Raw genomic sequence first — 16,945 nt, 5'->3', positions numbered from 1 at the left:
GCCGGTCGCTGAACAAGGCCGCTTCGGGCCCGCCTGCTATCGACGCCAGAAGGTGGGTGTCAACAACGCGATGAAGCTCAGGATTTCCAGACGCCCGAGCAGCATGCCTAGCGTGCAAACCCAGAGCTGGAAGTCCGTCAACACCGCATAGCTGGAGCTGGGTCCGAGCCGCCCCATTGCTGAGCCCGCGCAGTGAACGCTCGCCAGCACGGCGGAGAACGCAGTCAGCGGATCGAGGTCAGTGAGCAGCAACACCATGCTCAGCACGATCACGGTCGCGCCGTACACCAGCATGAAGGCCAGCACCGCGAAGATCATGCGATTGTCCACCACGGCATGGCCCAGCTTGACGGGCTGCACCGCATTCGGGTGGATGATGCGCGCCATCTCACGGCGGGCCTGCTTCAGCAGAATCAGCATACGCGCCATCTTGATGCCGCCGCCGGTCGAGCCCGCACCGGTCGCCACGCCAGAGAGCATGATCATGAACACCGGCGCGAACACCGGCCAGTTCAGGTAGTCGGTGGTCGTGTAGCCGGTCGTCGTGCCGACCGAGATCACATGAAACAGACCCATGCGAAGCGCGTCGAGCGGCGCATAGACATCCTTGAACCACAGCAGCAGTGCCACGAACAGCCCGCCGCCGACCAGCGTGACCATGGTCGCGCGCATCTCCACGTCGCGCCAGAAACCGCGCCAGTTGCCCTTGCGCAGTGCGATGAAGTAGAGCGCGAAATTGCAGCTCGCCGCCAGCATGAAGAAGACTGCGATGCTCTCCATGAGTGGCGACTTGAAGTACGCAAAACTCGCGTCGTGCGGTGACAGACCGCCCAGACTCACCGTCGTGAACATGTGCATGATCGCGTCTTCCGGCGTCATGCCCGCCCACCAGTAGCCCAGAGCGCAGAACAGTGAAAACAGAAAATACACGCCCCACAGCCCCTTGGCGGTTTCCGTCATGCGCGGGGTGAGCTTGGTGTCCTTGACCGGCCCGGCCGCCTCGGCCTTGAAGAGCTGGCTCGCACCCACGCCCAGCAAGGGCAGCACGGCAACGGCCAGAATCAGAATCCCCATGCCACCGATCCACTGCATGAAAGTGCGCCAGATGTTGAGCGACAACGGCAACTGGTCAAGATTCGACATGACCGAGCTGCCCGTGGTCGTCAGCCCCGACACCGCTTCGAAATACGCGTGCGTGAATGACATCGGCTGATGGATCTCGTAGGACGCGAGCATCAGCGGAATCGCCGCGAACAGCGGCAGCACCATCCATACCATCGACACCAGCATTACGCCATGGCGCGGCAGCAATTCGCGCTGGAACCTGCGCGTACTGAACCACAGAATCGCCGAGACCAGGAGCGTGAACAGAATCGAGACAACGTAGCACTCCCACAGCCCGTCGTCCGCATAGACCGACGCGCCAAGCGGCACCAGCAGCGCGCCCGCGAACATCGCGAGCAAGGCGCAGAGCAATCGCAGGACGGGAAGAATGTCGGTCATGGTCGGCGGCAGGGTCAGAAATACGTCGCGCTGACGCGAAAGAGCTTTTCCACATCCTTCACCAGCCGCTTGTTGGGCAGGAAGAACACCACGTGGTCGTTCGATTCGATCACCGTGTGGCTGCGTGGAATGATCACTTCGGGCTCGCGCTCAGGTTGCGGATGCTGCTGCGCCTCATGGTCTCGCGGATCGGGCAGACCGCGCACGATCAGCCCCATGTTCACCTCGGGCGGCAAATGGATCTCGCTGACCTTGCGGCCCACCACGCGCGAGCTCTTGTGGTCGCCACGCGCGACGATTTCCAGCGCCTCCGCTACACCCCGGCGCAGGCTGTGCACCGCCTGCACATCGCCCTGACGCACATAGGCCAGCAGCTCGCCAAGCATCGCCTGCGCGGGCGACAGCGCGATGTCGATCTGCGTGCCGTGCATCAGGTCGGCATAGCTGCGCCGGTTGATGAGCGCCAGCACGCGGCTTGCGCCCATGCGCTTGGCGAGCAAGCTCGCCATGATGTTGTCTTCGTCGTCGCTGGTGATGGCGAGAAACAGGTCGATGTCCTCAATGCTCTCGTTGCTCAGCAGTTCCTCGTCTGTCGCATCGCCCTGCAGCACCAGGACGTCAGAAGGCAACTGCGACGCCAGATCCACACAGCGATCCGGATTCATATCGATGATCTTGATCTGCAAATTGCCCTTCTTCGTGAGCTGATTGGCCAGCCGCAGCGCCACGCGCCCGCCACCGGCCATCATCACGCGGCGCACCGGGCGCGCGGCCTGGCCGCTCTGGCGATGGAACGAGGACAGCACCTCGGGAATCTGCTCGCGCCCGGAGAGCACGAAAACCTCGTCGCCGGGCTCCACCATGGTCGAGCCGTCGCAGGAAATGAAGCGGTCGGGCTCATCCGCAAAACGCCGGTAGATCGCGACGATGCGCATCCCCACATCGGGCGCCATCAACCGCAGCGCGCTGATGCGGTGGCCCACCATCGGCGCGCCGCCGCGCGCGCGCACCGACACCAGACAGGCCCGCCCGCCCGCGAACTCGCGCACCTGCATGGCCTCGGGAAACTCGATGAGCTTGCCGATGTAGCGGGTCAGCGATTCCTCGGGGCAGATGATGCGGTCCACGCCGAAGCCGTCCTTGCCGAGCAACTGCTCGGTCTTGTCCAGCCCCGACGAACGCACCCGCGCGATCAGTTTGGGCACATTGAACATCACCTGAGCGACCTTGCAGCAGACCAGATTGGTCTCATCCTGCGCCGCACAGGCGATCAGCAGATCGGTATCGTTGGCGCCTGCCTCAGCCAGCACCCGCGGATCGATGCCGTTGCCGACCACGCCGCGCAGGTCGTAGCGAGACTCCAGCTCACGCAGCCGCTCCGGATCCTGGTCGATCACCGTGATGTCGTTGCGCTCGGACTCGAGGCTGTCCGCCACGCTGGCACCGACCCTTCCCGCCCCCAGAATGATGATTTTCATCGTGTGTATCCCACCCTGACTGGCTCAGTCATCAACGCCCATTGGCAGCACCCAGCGGCAGTCAGCCCCGGATCTCGCCTTCGCCGAGCACGATCCATTTGAGCGAAGTAAGGCCCTCGATGCCTACCGGACCGCGCGCATGGAACTTGTCAGTGCTGATGCCGATTTCGGCACCGAGACCGAATTCGAAGCCGTCCGCAAAGCGGGTGCTGGCATTCACCATCACGCTCGCCGAATCCACCTCGCGCAGAAACTTCTGTGCATGCACATGGTTGGTGGTGAGGATGGCCTCGGTGTGGTGGCTCGAGTATTGGTTGATGTGGGCGATCGCCTCATCCACACCCTCAACGATCTTGATGCTGATGATCGGCGCGAGATATTCCTCGCTCCAATCACTTTCGACCGCTTCGACCAGCTTGGCGTCGGCCACGGGCTGGAGAATGGCGAGCGCCTCGGGCGTGCCGCGCATCTCCACGCCCTTGGCGGCGAACACCGCGCCGATCTTCGGCAGGAATTGCACCGCCACACCGCGCGCCACCAACAGGCTTTCCGTCGCATTGCACGGGCTGTACTTCTGCGTCTTGGCGTTTTCCGTCACCTTGAGCGCCAAGGCGATGTCGCAGGGATCGTCCACATAGGTGTGGCAATTGCCGTCCAGATGCTTGATGACCGGCACGCGCGCGTCGCGGCTGATGCGCTCGATCAGGCCCTTGCCGCCGCGCGGAATGATCACATCCACATAGTCGGGCATGGTGATCAGTTGGCCGACGACCTCGCGGTCGGTGGTCTGCACCAGCTGCACACCATGCTCGGGCAAACCGGCCTCGGCCAGCGCCTTGCCGACCAAGAGGGCCAGCGCCTTGTTGGAGTCAATCGCCTCGGAACCGCCGCGCAGAATGCAGGCGTTGCCACTCTTGATCGACAGGCTGGCCGCCTCGATGGTCACGTTCGGGCGGCTTTCGTAGATCATGCCGAATACGCCGATCGGCACACGCATCTGGCCCACGCGAATGCCGCTGGGCTGCTGCTTCATGCCAAGCACTTCGCCGATGATGTCCGGCATCACCGCGAGCTGCTCGCAGCCTTCGGCGCAGGTTTCCAGCACCTTGGGGGTGAGTTTCAGGCGGTCGACCATCGGCTCGGCCAGACCGGCCGCGCGGGCGCGGTCCAGGTCGCGGGCGTTGTCGATCTGCAGCGCGTCCACGTTTTCACGCAGCAGACGGGCCAGCGCCTTGAGGGCCTTGCTTTTGACGGCGGACGGAGCACGCGCCATCAGTGCAGAGGCCGACTTGGCCTGAACTCCGAGGGCGTGGGTGTATTCAGCGATATTGAGCGCGTTCATACCCTCGATTTTCACCGAAACCGCCCGTCCCGCGTGCACAAGGGTTACGCTTGTGGCTTTCCGCCACTTTCCAGCCTCCAAGCGCCATGACCGACACCGCCCTCTACGAACTGAACAGCCTCCGCGAACGCCTGCAGCAACTGGCGGACGGCGGCCTGAGCCCCCACGGTTTCAGCGACGCCGCCCGCAACCAAAGCGCCCTTTTCACCGCCCTGCCCGCGCGCTATTCCGAGGTACTGCTCGGCCTGCTCGACCGTCTGGAAGCCGGCGCCCTGTTCACCGAGGAAAGCTGCTCGTTCAGCCAGAAGGACCTGCATGACAGCTTGCAAGTCTGGCTGGACAAGGCCGATCAGCAATTGCAGCGCGGCTGACCCCGCTTTCTACGATTCGTGCGGCGTCTTCGGCAAGCGCAGTACCGCGCTCACCCCCGTCTGCCCTGTGCCCGTGCGGTTGCGCACGCTGAGCGTTCCGCCCAGCGCCAGCGCGAGATCGCGGCAGATCGCCAGACCCAACCCCGCGCCCTTGCCGCCTCCGCCCGTGATGAAGGGCTCGAACAAGCGGTCCGCCACGGCCTGCGCAAGCCCCGCTCCGCCGTCCCAGACCTCGAGTTCCCAGCCTTCGCCGCTTTCCTTCAGCCGCATACCCAGCGCCGAACGCTCCGGCGCGTGCTGGATCGCATTGGTCAGCAGGTTCTTGAGGATTTCCTCAACCATCCAGCGCTCCCCGTGCCACATGGCCTGCGTTTCGGCAGGCTTTTCGGGCCCTTCCAGCGAAAAATCCAGCTGCCTGCGCGCCAGCAGCGGCGAGAGCTCGACCGCCACATCCCGCATCAGGCTCTGCAGCTCGACGGTTTCGACCATTTGCACCAGATCCGCCTGATCGCTCTGCGCGCGGTTCCACATCAGCAACTGGTGAACGACACGGCTGGTGCGGCCCGTGGTGTCCGCAATGCTGGCCAACGCCTCACGCGCAGGCACGTCGCCCTTGAGACCTGATTCCGCATGCAGTTGCAGCACTGCCAGCGGCGTGCGCAGCTGGTGCGAGGCATCCGCCACAAAGCGCTGCTGACGCTGGCGCGAGCCGTCCACGCGCGCAAGCAGGCCGTTGAAGGCCGAAAGCAAGGGGCCGACCTCCTCGGGCGTGTCGGCCGTGGCAATCGGCCGGAGATCATCGTGGCTGCGCTGCTCCACCGAGCGCGCCAGCACCCTGAGTGGCCGCAGCGCCGCCGTCGCCACCACCCACATCGCGACCAGCAACAGCAGCAACAGCGCGCACTGCCGCGCCAGCGTGTTCCACAAAAGAGTGCGGCCGATGGCGTAGCGGTACGACACATACTCACCCACCTGCACCACCACATAGCGCATGCCCTCGGAAGATTCCACCGGCTGCCACAGAGCCACGAAGCGCGCGGGCTCTCCGCCCTCCATGTCGCGGTCGTAGAACTGCAGACGCGAGGCGTAGACATCGTTGAGTGGTGGCAGGCCGGTGTAGGCGGGCAGCGCGGCATCGCCCGCAAGAAAATCGCCGTTGAGAAAATTCACGCGGTACAGCAGCGGGCTGCGGCCCGGCTGCTCGCGCAGGTCGGTGCGCACGTCGGTCGAATACAGCTCCAGCGCCGAATGCGGCAGCGTCACCTGTAGCTCACCGCGCTCAAGGCGGATCATGTCGCCGAGCGCGTGCGCCGCCGTCACCAGCAGACGGTCATAGGCCGACTGCGTGGTCTGCAGCGCGTTGCGGTAACCGAGCCACGCATCGAACAGCACAAACACCAAAAGCGGCACCGCCATCCAGATCAGCAGCCTGCGGCGCAGCGAAAACGCGCGCGCGGAGGCGTCCTGCATTGCGGAGCCGTCAGTGCGCCGCGCCACCATCCGCGCTTTCCTGAATCAGATAGCCCACGCCGCGCAGCGTAGTGATCTGCACGTCGGTCGCAAGCAGTTTCTTGCGCAGGCGATGCGCCACCACCTCGACCGCATCGGCCTGCGTCGCCTGATCCGAGGGGAAAACCAGCGCCGTCAGCCGCTCCTTGGTGACCGCGTGGCCGGGGCGCTCCATCAGCGCGGCCAGCAATGCCGACTCGCGCGGCGTGAGCTCCAGCGCCCGCCCGTCCACATAGGCCACGTGCGACGCGCGCTCCACACGCAGCCGCCCGCAGCGCATCTCGCCCGCGCTGCCACCCGCGCGGCGGCACAGCGCGCGCAGGCGGGCTTCCAACTCGTCCAGATCGAAGGGTTTGGCGAGATAGTCGTCGGCCCCGGCGTTGAGCCCGGCCACCTTGTCGCCGACCGCACCGCGCGCCGTCACCACCAGCACCGGCACCTCGTTGCCCTTGGCGCGGATCTTGGAGACCAACTGCAACCCGTCCATCACCGGCAGGCCGAGATCGAGCATGACCACGTCGAACTGCCCCGCGCCCAGTTGCACCAGCGCCTGCACGCCGTCCGTGCAATGCTCGACATGGATGCCGCGCCGCGTGAGCACGCGGGACAACGCAGCGCTCAGGTCCAGATCATCCTCGACCAGCAGCACCTTCATCGTCCGTGCGCCTCTGATGCTGCGGCGCAAAAGGCGTGCTGCAATGCAGCAAGAGGCATGAAACAGGTGATTTTTCTCATTTTGAAAGCAACTTGAAAGCCAAGCGCAAGCCGGTCGAAAGGCGCGCACCAAACGCGCGCATTGTGCTCCCTATAGTCGGGCCATCTTCCAATATTCCCCAAGACAAGGATAAGAGATGACCTTGAAACCTACAGCCCGCGCGGCATTCATCGGCATGGCCTTGGCCGCTGCAACGTCCGCCAGCTTCGCGCAGGATGCCGCCTGCGCCCACCGCGGCGATCTGGACGCCCAGTTCTGCGACGCCAACAAGGACATGGTGGCCGACACCCCCACCGACGCCAAGAAGCTCAAGGACCCGAGCACGCTGGTGTTCGCCTTCACGCCGGTGGAAGACCCCTCCATCTACGAAAAGCTGTTCCGCCCGTTCATGGGCCACCTGTCGCAATGCGTGGGCAAGAAGGTTGTGTTCTTCCCGGTGCAATCCAACGCCGCCCAGATCGAAGCCATGCGCTCGGGCCGCCTGCACATCGCCGCGTTCTCGCCCGGCCCGGTGAACTTCGCCGTCAACCTTGCAGGCGCCGTGCCGTTCGCGATCCGTGGCAACGACCACGGTCCCGTCGGCATGCACCTCAAGATGATCGTGCAAAAGGGCAGCAGCTACCAGAAACTCGACGACCTCAAGGGCAAGCGCATCGCCCACACCTCGCCCTCGTCCAACTCCGGCAACCTGGCCCCGCGCGCCCTGTTCCCCAAGCTCGGCATCACGCCCGACAAAGACTACAAGGTGGTCTACTCCGGCAAGCATGACCAGTCCATCCTTGGCGTGAAAACCGGCGACTACGACGCCGCCCCCGTGGCGAGCGACGTGCTCGAACACATGACCGAACGCGGCGTGGTCGGCAAGGACGACTTCCGCGTGCTCTACACCAGCGAGATGTTCCCGACCGACGCCTACGCGTTCGCCTATAACCTCGCCCCCGCACTGCAGGAAAAAATCAAGGGCTGCTTCTTCGACTACAAGGTCCCCGCCGAAATGGCCAAGGGCCTTGGCGGCGACCGCTTCCTGCCCATCACCTACAAAAAAGACTGGCAACTGGTGCGCGACGTAGCCCAGGCATCCGGCGAATCCTTCACCCGCGAAGCCTTCGACAAGGCCGCGCAGAAGAAGTAAGCACAGGATGAAGCACGCGGGCGGATGTTGAAAACAGCATCCGCCCGCGTTGTCGTTTGGGGCCTTAGCGTCCACATCCGCACCCGCATGCCGGAGCGAGCCCACGAAGCACAGCGAGCGCCTGAGCCGCCAGCCCCAACGGCAAGACAAAGCCGCAGACAGTATGTCGATACGGCAAGGCTTCGACAACGACGCATGAGGGGCTGTATTGCCGCCCCCAAACGACCAGCCAACAAGCCCCAAACACAAGCCAACCATGACCGAACAAAAAGCCATCGAGATAAAGAACCTGGTGAAGGAATACAGACCCGGTCAACCGATTCTGAAATCCATCAACTTGTCGCTGCCGGCCTCGGGCCTGACCTGCGTGATCGGCCCATCGGGCACGGGCAAGTCCACGATGCTCCGCTGCATCAACCGCCTGGTCGATCCGACCTCCGGAGAAATCTGGATCACCATCGAAGGCCAGCGCACCGACATGGCAAAACTCTCGGGCAGCGAGCTGCGCCGCGCGCGTCGCCACATCGGCATGGTGTTCCAGGAGTACAACCTCGTTGACCGCCTGAGCGTGATGGAAAACGTGCTCACCGGCCGCCTCGGCTACACCTCGGCATGGCGCGCATGGCGGCGCAAGTTCGATCCGCAGGACATCGAGCACGCACAGCAACTCCTGAACGAAGTGGGCCTAGGCGACTTCGCTTCGCGCCGCGCCGACGCCTTGAGCGGCGGCCAGCGCCAGCGCGTGGGCATTGCACGCTCGCTCGCGCAGCAACCCGCCGTGCTGCTGGCCGACGAGCCCACGTCTTCACTCGATCCCAAGACCTCCATCGAAATCATCCAGCTGCTGCGCGAGCAGGGCATCCAGCGCAAGATTCCGGTGATGGTCAACATCCACGACGTGGAACTCGCACGCAGCTTTGCCGACCGCATCATCGGCATGACCGGCGGTCACGTGGTCTACGACGGCGCGCCCGAGGGGCTGACCGAAGACCACCTCACCCAGATCTACGGAGGCAAGGCATGGCTGGAGTGAATTCCACAACCCCGGTCGGCGCCGCCGCTGCGCGCAGGCCGTTCAGCATGGGCTGGCAGCAGAAGGCCGCCCTGCTCGCGCTGCTCGCCTACTGCGCTTGGGCGCTGTCCACCATGGGCGTGAACAGCGAGCGCCTGGCCAATGGCTGGTCGGCCGCCGCCAAGTTCATCGGCATGATGTTCCCGCCGCAGATGAACAAGATGGACGAACTCTGGCAGGGCCTCAAGGAGACCATGCAGATCGCCGTGCTCGCCACCGCAGGCGGCATCGCGCTGAGCCTGCCAGTCGGCCTGATGTCGGCGTCCAACATGTCGCCCGCGCCGCTGCGCGCCTTCGGTCGCGGGCTGATCGCCGTGTGCCGCGCGCTGCACCCGGTGATCAGCGCCATCCTGTTCGTCAAGGCCGTCGGCTTCGGGCCGCTCGCGGGCATTCTCGCGCTGATCGTGGCAACCGTCGGCTTCGTCGGCAAACTGTTCGCCGACGCCATCGAAGAGATCTCACCCAAGCCCATCGAGGCCATCCGCGCGACCGGCGCGTCGTTCATGAACGTGGTGCTGTTCGGCGTGCTGCCGCAGGTGATCAGCCGCTTCGTGGGCTTCGCCACCTACCAGCTCGACTCCAATCTGCGCAACTCCACCATGGTCGGCATCGTCGGCGCGGGCGGTATCGGCGGTGTGCTGTTCGCCGCCTTCCTGCGCTATGAATACAACTTCGTGTGCACGATTCTGGCGGCGGTGATCATCATCATCGTGATCGGCGAGATCATCGTGAACGCCGTGCGAAAGGCTCTCCATGTCTGACGCCAGCATGAAACCCAACCCGTCGTTGAATCCTGTGAAGCCGGTCAAATGGGAGCACCACAGCTTCGGCCAGCGCCTGCTGCGCTATCTGCTGTGGATCTTCTGCATCTGGGCCATCGTGCAGTCGGTGCGTTACATCGAGGTGATCCCCGAGTTCCTCTACGACGCGCCCGAACAGATGGCCGACATGCTCGGGCGCATGTGGCCCATCGACTGGACCTACTTCCAGCCCGACGTGCTGCAGGGCCTGATGGAGACGCTGCACATGGCGACGCTCGGCACCGTGCTGTCGCTGTTCCTCGCGCTACCACTCGGCGTGATGGTCGCGCCCAACATCACCAAGAGCCGCACGCTGAACTTCATCGCCCGCGTATTGCTGGTGGCCAGCCGTTCCGTGAACTCGCTGGTCTGGGCAATGCTGTTCGTCGCCATCTTCGGCCCCGGCCCGCTGGCCGGCATGTTCGCCATTGCGCTGCGTTCGGTGGGCTTTGTCGGCAAGCTGATCGGCGAGGCGCTGGAACAGACACCCAAAGGCTCCATCGAGGCGCTGCAAGCGGCAGGTGCGAGCCAATTTGCCCAGCTCTGGTACGGCTACTGGCCGCAGATCAAACCAGCGTTCTGGTCGGTAGCGCTGCTGCGCTGGGACATCAACGTGCGCGAGTCGGGCGTGCTCGGCCTCGTGGGCGCGGGCGGCATCGGCGTGGTGCTCAACACCTGCATCGACCTGTTCCAGTGGGACCGCGTGGCGCTGGTGCTGTTCACCATTCTGGTGGTCGTGGCCGTGGCCGAAATCGTGGTGCTGCAAATCCGCAAGCGCGTGCTGTAAATGCAACGCTCGCGTCAGTGCTCACTCGCTATATAAGGGACTTCACATAGACTTCACGAAGCTCACCGTGGCTTCACGCCTGACTGACAGACTCGGTGCACAGCAAACAACGCTCCGGAAGGTCTTTCATGCTACGGCTAGCCAATCAGAAACTGGCGGCAGCCAGCGAGGTGCTGGTGAAGTTTTTGTCCCTGCTATGGAGGCCGCTGGCCGCGCTGCTGCGGCTGGTCTTCGGCTCTTGGCAACCGCCCGCATGGCTTGCGGCGACGCTGTGCGCCGTGCGCCGGGGGCTTTGCTGGCTGCAGCAGCGACTGCTCTTGGTCGTGCTGCTGATCGCTCTGGCCGCAGTCGCGTGGTTCGCCACTCCCGCAGTCCTGAAATGGTGGCACGGGCTCACGCCTGAAAAGGTCGAGCCCGCCCGCATCTCCGCCACCGCCACGCCGCCGCAGCGCACCCGCGTGGAAGACAGCGCACCGCCGAATCCACTCGTGCTCCAGTTCTCGGGCGACGCCGCCCCCATCCACTTGAGCGCCGGTATCGAGGCCACGGGCGTGAGCCTCGAGCCCGCCATCGCGGGCAAGTGGACCTGGGAAGAGTCGCGCAAGCTGCAGTTCATGCCGCGCGAAGACTGGCCTGTCGGTCAGCCCTATTCCATCCGCCTTGCCGACAACGCGCTCGCCCATCACGTGGTGCTGGCCGATGCGAGCAAGAAAATCAGCTTCACCTCGCCCGCATTCGCGCAATCGCTGCAGAGCGCCGAGTTCTATCAGGACCCCACCGAGGCCAATGTGCGGCGTGCGCTCTACATGGTGCGCTTCAGCCATCCTGTGAACACGGCAGAGTTCGAAAAGCGCATCGCTCTCAGCTACGACAAGCCCTGCGAAAGCGGGCTACTCAAGTTCGGCGAGAGCGCCAAATGCGAGCCGCTCAAATACACGGTGAGCTACGACAAATGGCAGCTCACCGCGACCATTCTGTCCGAGCCACTGCCCATTCCCGAGAAGACCCGCTCGGTGATCCTCAAGATCGCCAAGGGCACGAGCGCCAAACGCGGCGGACCCGGCGTGGCCAACGATCTGGTGCGCGCCGTGGGCATTCCCGGTCTCTACAGTCTCTCCATCAGCGACGTGAGCAACGTGGTCGTCAACGCAGACAACGGCGAGCCCGGCTATGTGCTCAACGTGACGGCCTCGATGCCAGTGCGTGATCGCGCAATGGCGCAGGTCGTGCAGGCCTGGCTACTGCCCGCCAAGCACAAGAACGCCGATGGCGAGCCGGTCGATAAGTTCGACTGGACCAGCGCCAAGCCCGCCGAGTTCAATGACGCCCTGCTCAAAACCGCGAACAAGCTCACGCTGGACGCGCTGCCCACCGAACGCGACGCCGCAGAGACGGTGAGCTTCCGCATGCCACAGGCCACGGGGGCGGGCGGCCGCTACCTGTTGGTGCGCGTGGCCAAGGGCCTCAAGACGCCCGGCGGCTACCAACTCGGCGAAGCGCGCCAGGTGGTGCTCAAGCTCGACCCGTTCGCGCCGCAGCTCAGCATCGTGAGCCAGGGCTCGCTGCTCGCGCTCTCCGGCGAGAAGAAACTGCCGGTACTGGTGCGCGACCTGCCCGGCGTGCGGGTGGAACTCCACCGCCTGCTGCCCAAGCAGCTGCAGCACATGGTCACCCAGAGCAACGGTGATTTCAGCCGCCCGCAGATGTCGTACGGCCTCACGTTCGAGGACATTTCGGACCGCTTTGAAAAGAAGATTCCGCTGGAACTGAAAGCCGGCAAGGCGCATTACGAGACCGTGGATTTCAGCGGCTACCTCGCCAAGGACAAGACCGACCGGCGCGGTGTTTTCCTGCTGACCGTTCAGGGCTACGACCCCAAGGCCAAGCAGCCGAAGCCGCACAACGAAGATGCCGACGCCGAGGAAGAGGAGCAGAGCTCGGACGATGAGGCTACGGACGGTGGCGACGACAACCGCAACACCGAAAACTACAAAGAGCAGCGCCTGGTACTGGTGACCGATCTCGGCATCGTCATGAAGAAGTCCATCAACGGCACGCGCGACGTGTTCGTGCAGAGCATCGCCACAGGCCAGCCAGTGGGCGGAGCGCAGGTGGAGGTCTGGGGCCGCAACGGTGTGACCATCGCCACGCAGACGACCGACGCCACGGGCCGCGCCAGCCTGCCGAGCCTTGCGGGATTCGAGCGCGAGAAGTCACCCGTCGTGCTCGTCGTGCGCAAGGAAGGCGACATGAGCTTTCTGCCGCTCAACCGCTACGACCGCACGCTCGACGTCTCGCGCTTTGACGTCGGCGGTGTCTACGCCAAGGGCGTGCCCAACCAGATGCAGGGCTTCGTGTTCAGCGACCGGGGCATGTACCGCCCGGGCGACACCATGCACCTCGGCATCATCGTGAAGGCGGGCAACTGGAACACCTCGCTGCGCGATCTACCGGTCGAAGTGGACATCACCGATGCGCGCGGACTGAGCGTCAAGCGCGAGAAGCTCAAGCTCGGCGCGGGTGGCGCGACCGAGATCAGCCACACCACGCAGGACAGCTCGCCCACCGGCAATTACACGGTCAATCTCTACCTGCCGCGCCGCGCGAACGCGGGCACGCCGGAAGCCAACGGCCTGCTGATCGGCACCACCACGGTGAAGGTGCAGGAGTTCCTGCCCGACCGCACCAAGGTGCGCCTCACGCTCAGCCAGCAGGCGAGCGAAGGCTGGGTGCGCCCGCAGGATCTGAAGGCGAATGTCGATGTGCAGAACCTGTTCGGCACGCCCGCGCAGGACCGCAAGGTCGAGGGCACGCTGACGCTCACACCCGCATTCCCGTCCTTCCGCAGCCTGCCCGACTACAGTTTTCATGATCCGCAGAAGGAAGGCCAGAAGCAGGTCGATGACCTCGGCTCTGCGCAGACTAGCGCCGAAGGGCAGGCGTTGTTCGACCTGCGGCTCTCACGCTTCGAGGCCGCAACCTACCAGGTGCATGTGCTTGCCAAGGCCTTTGAGCCCGAGGGCGGCCGCAGCGTCGCCGCCGAGGCGCAGACGCTGGTGAGCGATCTGCCGTATCTGGTGGGCACAAAGGTTGATGGCGACACCCGCTACGTCGCGAAGAACGCCGCGCGCAACGCGTCGATCATCGCCATCGATCCCAAGGTGCAGAAGACCGCCGTTCCCAATCTGAAACTGCAGCGTATCGAGCGCAAGGTGATCTCGGTGCTCGTCAAGCAGGACAACGGTGTGTTCCGCTACGAGTCGCGCACCAAGGAAATCCAGATCGACGAGAAGCCCTTCGCCATCACGGCAGCGGGCAACACACTCGCGCTCGATACCGCCACACCGGGCGACTTCGCCTACATCGTGCTCGATGAAAAGAACGTGGCGCTGAACCGCATCGACTACAGCGTTGCGGGCAATGCCAACGTCACCCGTTCGCTCGACCGCAACGCCGAGCTGCAGCTCGCGCTCGACAAGAAGGACTATGAGCCGGGCCAGGAAATCTCGGTGAGCATCCGCGCGCCGTATGTGGGCGCGGGCCTGATCACCATTGAGCGCGACAAGGTCTATGCACACGCCTGGTTCAAGACCGACAAGACCGCGTCAGTGCAGAAAATCACCGTGCCCAAGGACTTCGAGGGCACGGGCTACATCACCGTGCATTTCGTGCGCGATCCGTCGTCTGACGAGGTCTACATGAGCCCGTTGTCGTACGGCGTCGCGCCGTTCGCAACCACGCTCGCAAAGCGCACGGCCAACATCACGCTGACCAGCAGCGAACTCGTCAAGCCCGGCCAGACCGTGAAGATGACGCTCGCCAGCGACCAGCCCACGCGCGCCGTGGTGTTCGCGGTCGATGAAGGCATTCTGCAGGTGGCGCGCTACAAGACGCCCGCGCCGCTCAAGTTCTTCTTCCAAAAGCGCGCGCTGGAGGTGAACACGCTGCAGACGCTGGACATGATCCTGCCCGAGTTCAAAAAGCTCATGCTCGCGGCCGCCCCCGGCGGCGATGGCGAGGACGAGCTCGGCAAGCACCTGAACCCGTTCAAGCGCAAGCGCGACAAGCCGATCGCGTACTGGTCGGGTCTGGTCGATGTGAACGGCAGCCGGGAGTTCAGCTACACCGTGCCCGAGAGCTTCAACGGCAGCCTGCGCGTGATGGCCGTGGCCGTCAACGACCAGAGCACCGCCGCCAAGAGCACCACCACGGTCGTGCGCGGCGACATGGTGATCCTGCCGAACGCGCCGCTCGCGATGGCGCCGGGCGACACGGTGGAGGTCGGCGTGGGTCTGGCCAACAACATCGAGGGCTCCGGCAAGAACGTGCCGATTGCGCTCACGCTCAACGCATCCGGTGGGCTCGAGGTGGTGGGCGGAGCGACGCAAACGCTCAGCATCAACGAGCGCGGCGAAGCCAGCACCAAATTCAAGCTGCGCGCCAAGGCGGGCGCGGATGCGGTGCTCGGCTCGTCGCCGCTCGCGTTCAGCGCGGTGTACAAGAACTTCCGCGCCGATCTCAAGGAAGAGGTCAGCGTGCGGCCCGCGTCGCCCTATGTTTCGCTGGTGCAGGCGGGCAGCTTCCAGCGCTCGGGCGAGATCAAAAGCCAGGGCGACTTCTTCCCCAACTTCCGCCGCAGCGACGTGGCCGTGTCATCCGCACCATGGTCGTTCGCAACCGGGCTGATGCAGTATCTCGAGGCCTATCCCTACGGCTGCACCGAGCAGATCACGAGCCAGACGTATCCGGCCGTGCTGCTCTCCACGCGCCCCGAGCTGATGAAGGAAATGTCGCGCGGCAGAACCGCCGAGCAGGGCCCGCTGCCCGATGCGCGCAAGGTGCTTGAGCGCTACATCGTGCAGCTGCGCGCTCGCCAGACCGGCGAAGGCGGCTTCTCGGCCTGGCCCGGCGACGCGACGCCCGACACCTTTGCCACGCTCTACGCGGTGCAGTTGCTGCTTGAAGCGAAAGAGCACCAGCTGCCCGTGCCGCAGGACCTGCTGCAGCAGGCCAATACCTATCTGCAAAGCGCCCTCGGCAACGCCGACGCTGCGCCCGACAACTGGCGCATGAACACGCAGGCGCTCTACCTGCTCACGCGCCAGGGCATCGTCGCCCCAGCGGCGCTGGCCAACCTGCGCGAGGCCTGGCGCAGCGGTCAGGCCAAGGGGCTGAACACCGATCTCGGCGCAGCCTATCTGGCCGCGAGCTACCAACTCGTCAAGCAGGACAAGGTGGCCGCCGAACTGTTCGAGCCCGTGTGGAAGGACCTGCTCACGCGCACCGCGAAGAAACAGCGCCGCACCACCTGGGGCGCGTACTACGACCCACTGGTGCACGAGAGCATGCTGGTCTACGTGGCAGCGCGCCACTTCCCCGAGAAGCTCAAGACGCTGCCGCCCACGGTGTGGAACGGCGTAGCTGGCATGGTGCAGGACGGTTGGTACAACAGCCTCTCGTCCGCTTCGATGGTGCTGGCCGTGGACGCGTATTTCAACGCAGTGAACCAGAACACCGAGGGCCGCGTGAGCGTGCAGTCGATCAACGCGCAAAGCCAGGCGGCGGCGCTGGCGCTCGGCAGCATCAACCCGGTGGCGCGCGCGCAGGTGCCGGTCGGCACGAGCAAACTCAAACTCGCCAACGACAGCGACTTCAACCTCTACTACAGCTGGGCCGAACAGGGCTTCGAGCGCAACGTGCCCGACAAGGCACTGAACAAAGGCATGGAGATCTATCACGAGGTGATCGACGCGGCGGGCAAGCCCGTCACGCAGGTGAAGATCGGCGATGAGGTCACCGTGCGCGTTCGCGTGCGCAGCACCGACCGCGAAAACCTGCCCGACGTGGCGCTGGTCGACATGCTGCCCGGTGGCCTCGAACCCGTGCTGCAGCCCGTGAGCAGCGGCAGTGCCGACGACGAAGCCAGCCAGAACGAGGAATCGCAGGAGCCGGTCTGGAAGCAGCGCCTTGGCATCAAGGGCTCGTGGAACCTTGCCTACGCCGACATCCGCGAGGACCGCGTGGTGTTCTACGGCAGCGTGAACAAGAACATGATGGAGCTGACCTACAAGGCCCGCGCCACCAACGTCGGCGACTTCGTCGTACCGCCCGCCTACGGCGAAGACATGTACGACCGCCGGGTGTTCTCGCGCTCGGCGGGTGCGCGTCTGCAGGTGGTGCCAAAGTGACCTCCGCCGCGTCTCCCCGCCAAGCTTCACCGCTGCACAAACGGCGAT

The 16,945-nt window shown here is 64.7% G+C and carries 11 protein-coding genes; 6 read left to right on the top strand and 5 right to left on the bottom strand.

Annotated elements, in window-relative coordinates; all coding sequences use genetic code 11:
• Positions 1-36: 36 nt before the first annotated feature.
• The 3 genes from G7047_RS26845 to G7047_RS26835 all read right to left on the bottom strand — a co-directional run bounded on the left by G7047_RS26845 (position 37) and on the right by G7047_RS26835 (position 4,323).
• Positions 37-1,503 (bottom strand): TrkH family potassium uptake protein, encoded by a 1,467-nt coding sequence (locus G7047_RS26845; protein WP_166311363.1) that lies wholly within the window; start codon positions 1,501-1,503, stop codon positions 37-39.
• Between the two features lie 14 nt (positions 1,504-1,517).
• The gene (gene trkA / locus G7047_RS26840; protein ID WP_166311362.1) at positions 1,518-2,981 is read right to left on the bottom strand and encodes a Trk system potassium transporter TrkA; all 1,464 of its coding nucleotides are present in this window, start codon (positions 2,979-2,981) and stop codon (positions 1,518-1,520) included.
• Positions 2,982-3,042: 61 nt separating this feature from the next.
• The gene (locus G7047_RS26835) at positions 3,043-4,323 is read right to left on the bottom strand and encodes a glutamate-5-semialdehyde dehydrogenase (RefSeq protein ID WP_166311361.1); all 1,281 of its coding nucleotides are present in this window, start codon (positions 4,321-4,323) and stop codon (positions 3,043-3,045) included.
• Positions 4,324-4,409: 86 nt separating this feature from the next.
• Here G7047_RS26835 and G7047_RS26830 point away from each other — a divergent pair, with 86 nt between their 5' ends.
• The gene (locus tag G7047_RS26830; RefSeq protein WP_166311360.1) at positions 4,410-4,694 is read left to right on the top strand and encodes a hypothetical protein; all 285 of its coding nucleotides are present in this window, start codon (positions 4,410-4,412) and stop codon (positions 4,692-4,694) included.
• A 9-nt stretch (positions 4,695-4,703) separates the two neighbouring features.
• Here G7047_RS26830 and G7047_RS26825 read toward each other — a convergent pair whose 3' ends face one another.
• Entirely contained in the window at positions 4,704-6,191 is a 1,488-nt protein-coding gene (locus G7047_RS26825; RefSeq protein ID WP_166311359.1) for a sensor histidine kinase, read from the bottom strand.
• On the bottom strand, positions 6,175-6,858 hold the full coding sequence (locus G7047_RS26820) for a response regulator transcription factor (RefSeq protein ID WP_166311358.1): 684 nt from the start codon (positions 6,856-6,858) through the stop codon (positions 6,175-6,177). The genes G7047_RS26825 and G7047_RS26820 overlap by 17 nt, the downstream gene beginning before the upstream one ends.
• Positions 6,859-7,054: 196 nt before the next feature.
• Here G7047_RS26820 and phnD point away from each other — a divergent pair, with 196 nt between their 5' ends.
• From phnD to G7047_RS26795, 5 genes are all read left to right on the top strand, one after another.
• A complete protein-coding gene (phnD, locus tag G7047_RS26815) occupies positions 7,055-8,050 on the top strand; it encodes a phosphate/phosphite/phosphonate ABC transporter substrate-binding protein (protein WP_166311357.1) in 996 nt (331 codons plus the stop codon).
• Positions 8,051-8,306: 256 nt separating this feature from the next.
• Positions 8,307-9,083, top strand: coding sequence for a phosphonate ABC transporter ATP-binding protein (gene phnC, locus G7047_RS26810; protein WP_166311356.1), 777 nt, complete (start codon positions 8,307-8,309; stop codon positions 9,081-9,083).
• Positions 9,071-9,883, top strand: a complete 813-nt coding sequence (phnE, locus tag G7047_RS26805) for a phosphonate ABC transporter, permease protein PhnE (protein ID WP_166311355.1) — start codon at positions 9,071-9,073, stop codon at positions 9,881-9,883. The genes phnC and phnE (G7047_RS26805) overlap by 13 nt, the downstream gene beginning before the upstream one ends.
• On the top strand, positions 9,876-10,709 hold the full coding sequence (gene phnE / locus G7047_RS26800) for a phosphonate ABC transporter, permease protein PhnE (RefSeq protein ID WP_166311354.1): 834 nt from the start codon (positions 9,876-9,878) through the stop codon (positions 10,707-10,709). The genes phnE (G7047_RS26805) and phnE (G7047_RS26800) overlap by 8 nt, the downstream gene beginning before the upstream one ends.
• A gap of 128 nt (positions 10,710-10,837) precedes the next feature.
• Complete coding sequence (locus G7047_RS26795) at positions 10,838-16,897, top strand: alpha-2-macroglobulin (protein WP_166311353.1); 6,060 nt, start codon at positions 10,838-10,840, stop codon at positions 16,895-16,897.
• Positions 16,898-16,945 lie beyond the last annotated feature (48 nt).

This window comes from Diaphorobacter sp. HDW4A, from assembly GCF_011305995.1.
GTDB lineage: Bacteria > Pseudomonadota > Gammaproteobacteria > Burkholderiales > Burkholderiaceae_C > Diaphorobacter_A.
This window is presented reverse-complemented; position numbering and strand designations above follow the sequence as displayed.

What these genes read in the sequence shown, in the direction of transcription:
- G7047_RS26845 (WP_166311363.1), bottom strand. Translation starts at nt 1,503, where the DNA reads ATGACCGACATTCTTCCCGTCCTGCGATTGCTCTGCGCCTTGCTCGCG.
- trkA (WP_166311362.1), bottom strand. Translation starts at nt 2,981, where the DNA reads ATGAAAATCATCATTCTGGGGGCGGGAAGGGTCGGTGCCAGCGTGGCG.
- G7047_RS26835 (WP_166311361.1), bottom strand. Translation starts at nt 4,323, where the DNA reads ATGAACGCGCTCAATATCGCTGAATACACCCACGCCCTCGGAGTTCAG.
- G7047_RS26830 (WP_166311360.1), top strand. Translation starts at nt 4,410, where the DNA reads ATGACCGACACCGCCCTCTACGAACTGAACAGCCTCCGCGAACGCCTG.
- G7047_RS26820 (WP_166311358.1), bottom strand. Translation starts at nt 6,858, where the DNA reads ATGAAGGTGCTGCTGGTCGAGGATGATCTGGACCTGAGCGCTGCGTTG.
- phnD (WP_166311357.1), top strand. Translation starts at nt 7,055, where the DNA reads ATGACCTTGAAACCTACAGCCCGCGCGGCATTCATCGGCATGGCCTTG.
- phnC (WP_166311356.1), top strand. Translation starts at nt 8,307, where the DNA reads ATGACCGAACAAAAAGCCATCGAGATAAAGAACCTGGTGAAGGAATAC.
- phnE (WP_166311355.1), top strand. Translation starts at nt 9,071, where the DNA reads ATGGCTGGAGTGAATTCCACAACCCCGGTCGGCGCCGCCGCTGCGCGC.
- phnE (WP_166311354.1), top strand. Translation starts at nt 9,876, where the DNA reads ATGTCTGACGCCAGCATGAAACCCAACCCGTCGTTGAATCCTGTGAAG.
- G7047_RS26795 (WP_166311353.1), top strand. Translation starts at nt 10,838, where the DNA reads ATGCTACGGCTAGCCAATCAGAAACTGGCGGCAGCCAGCGAGGTGCTG.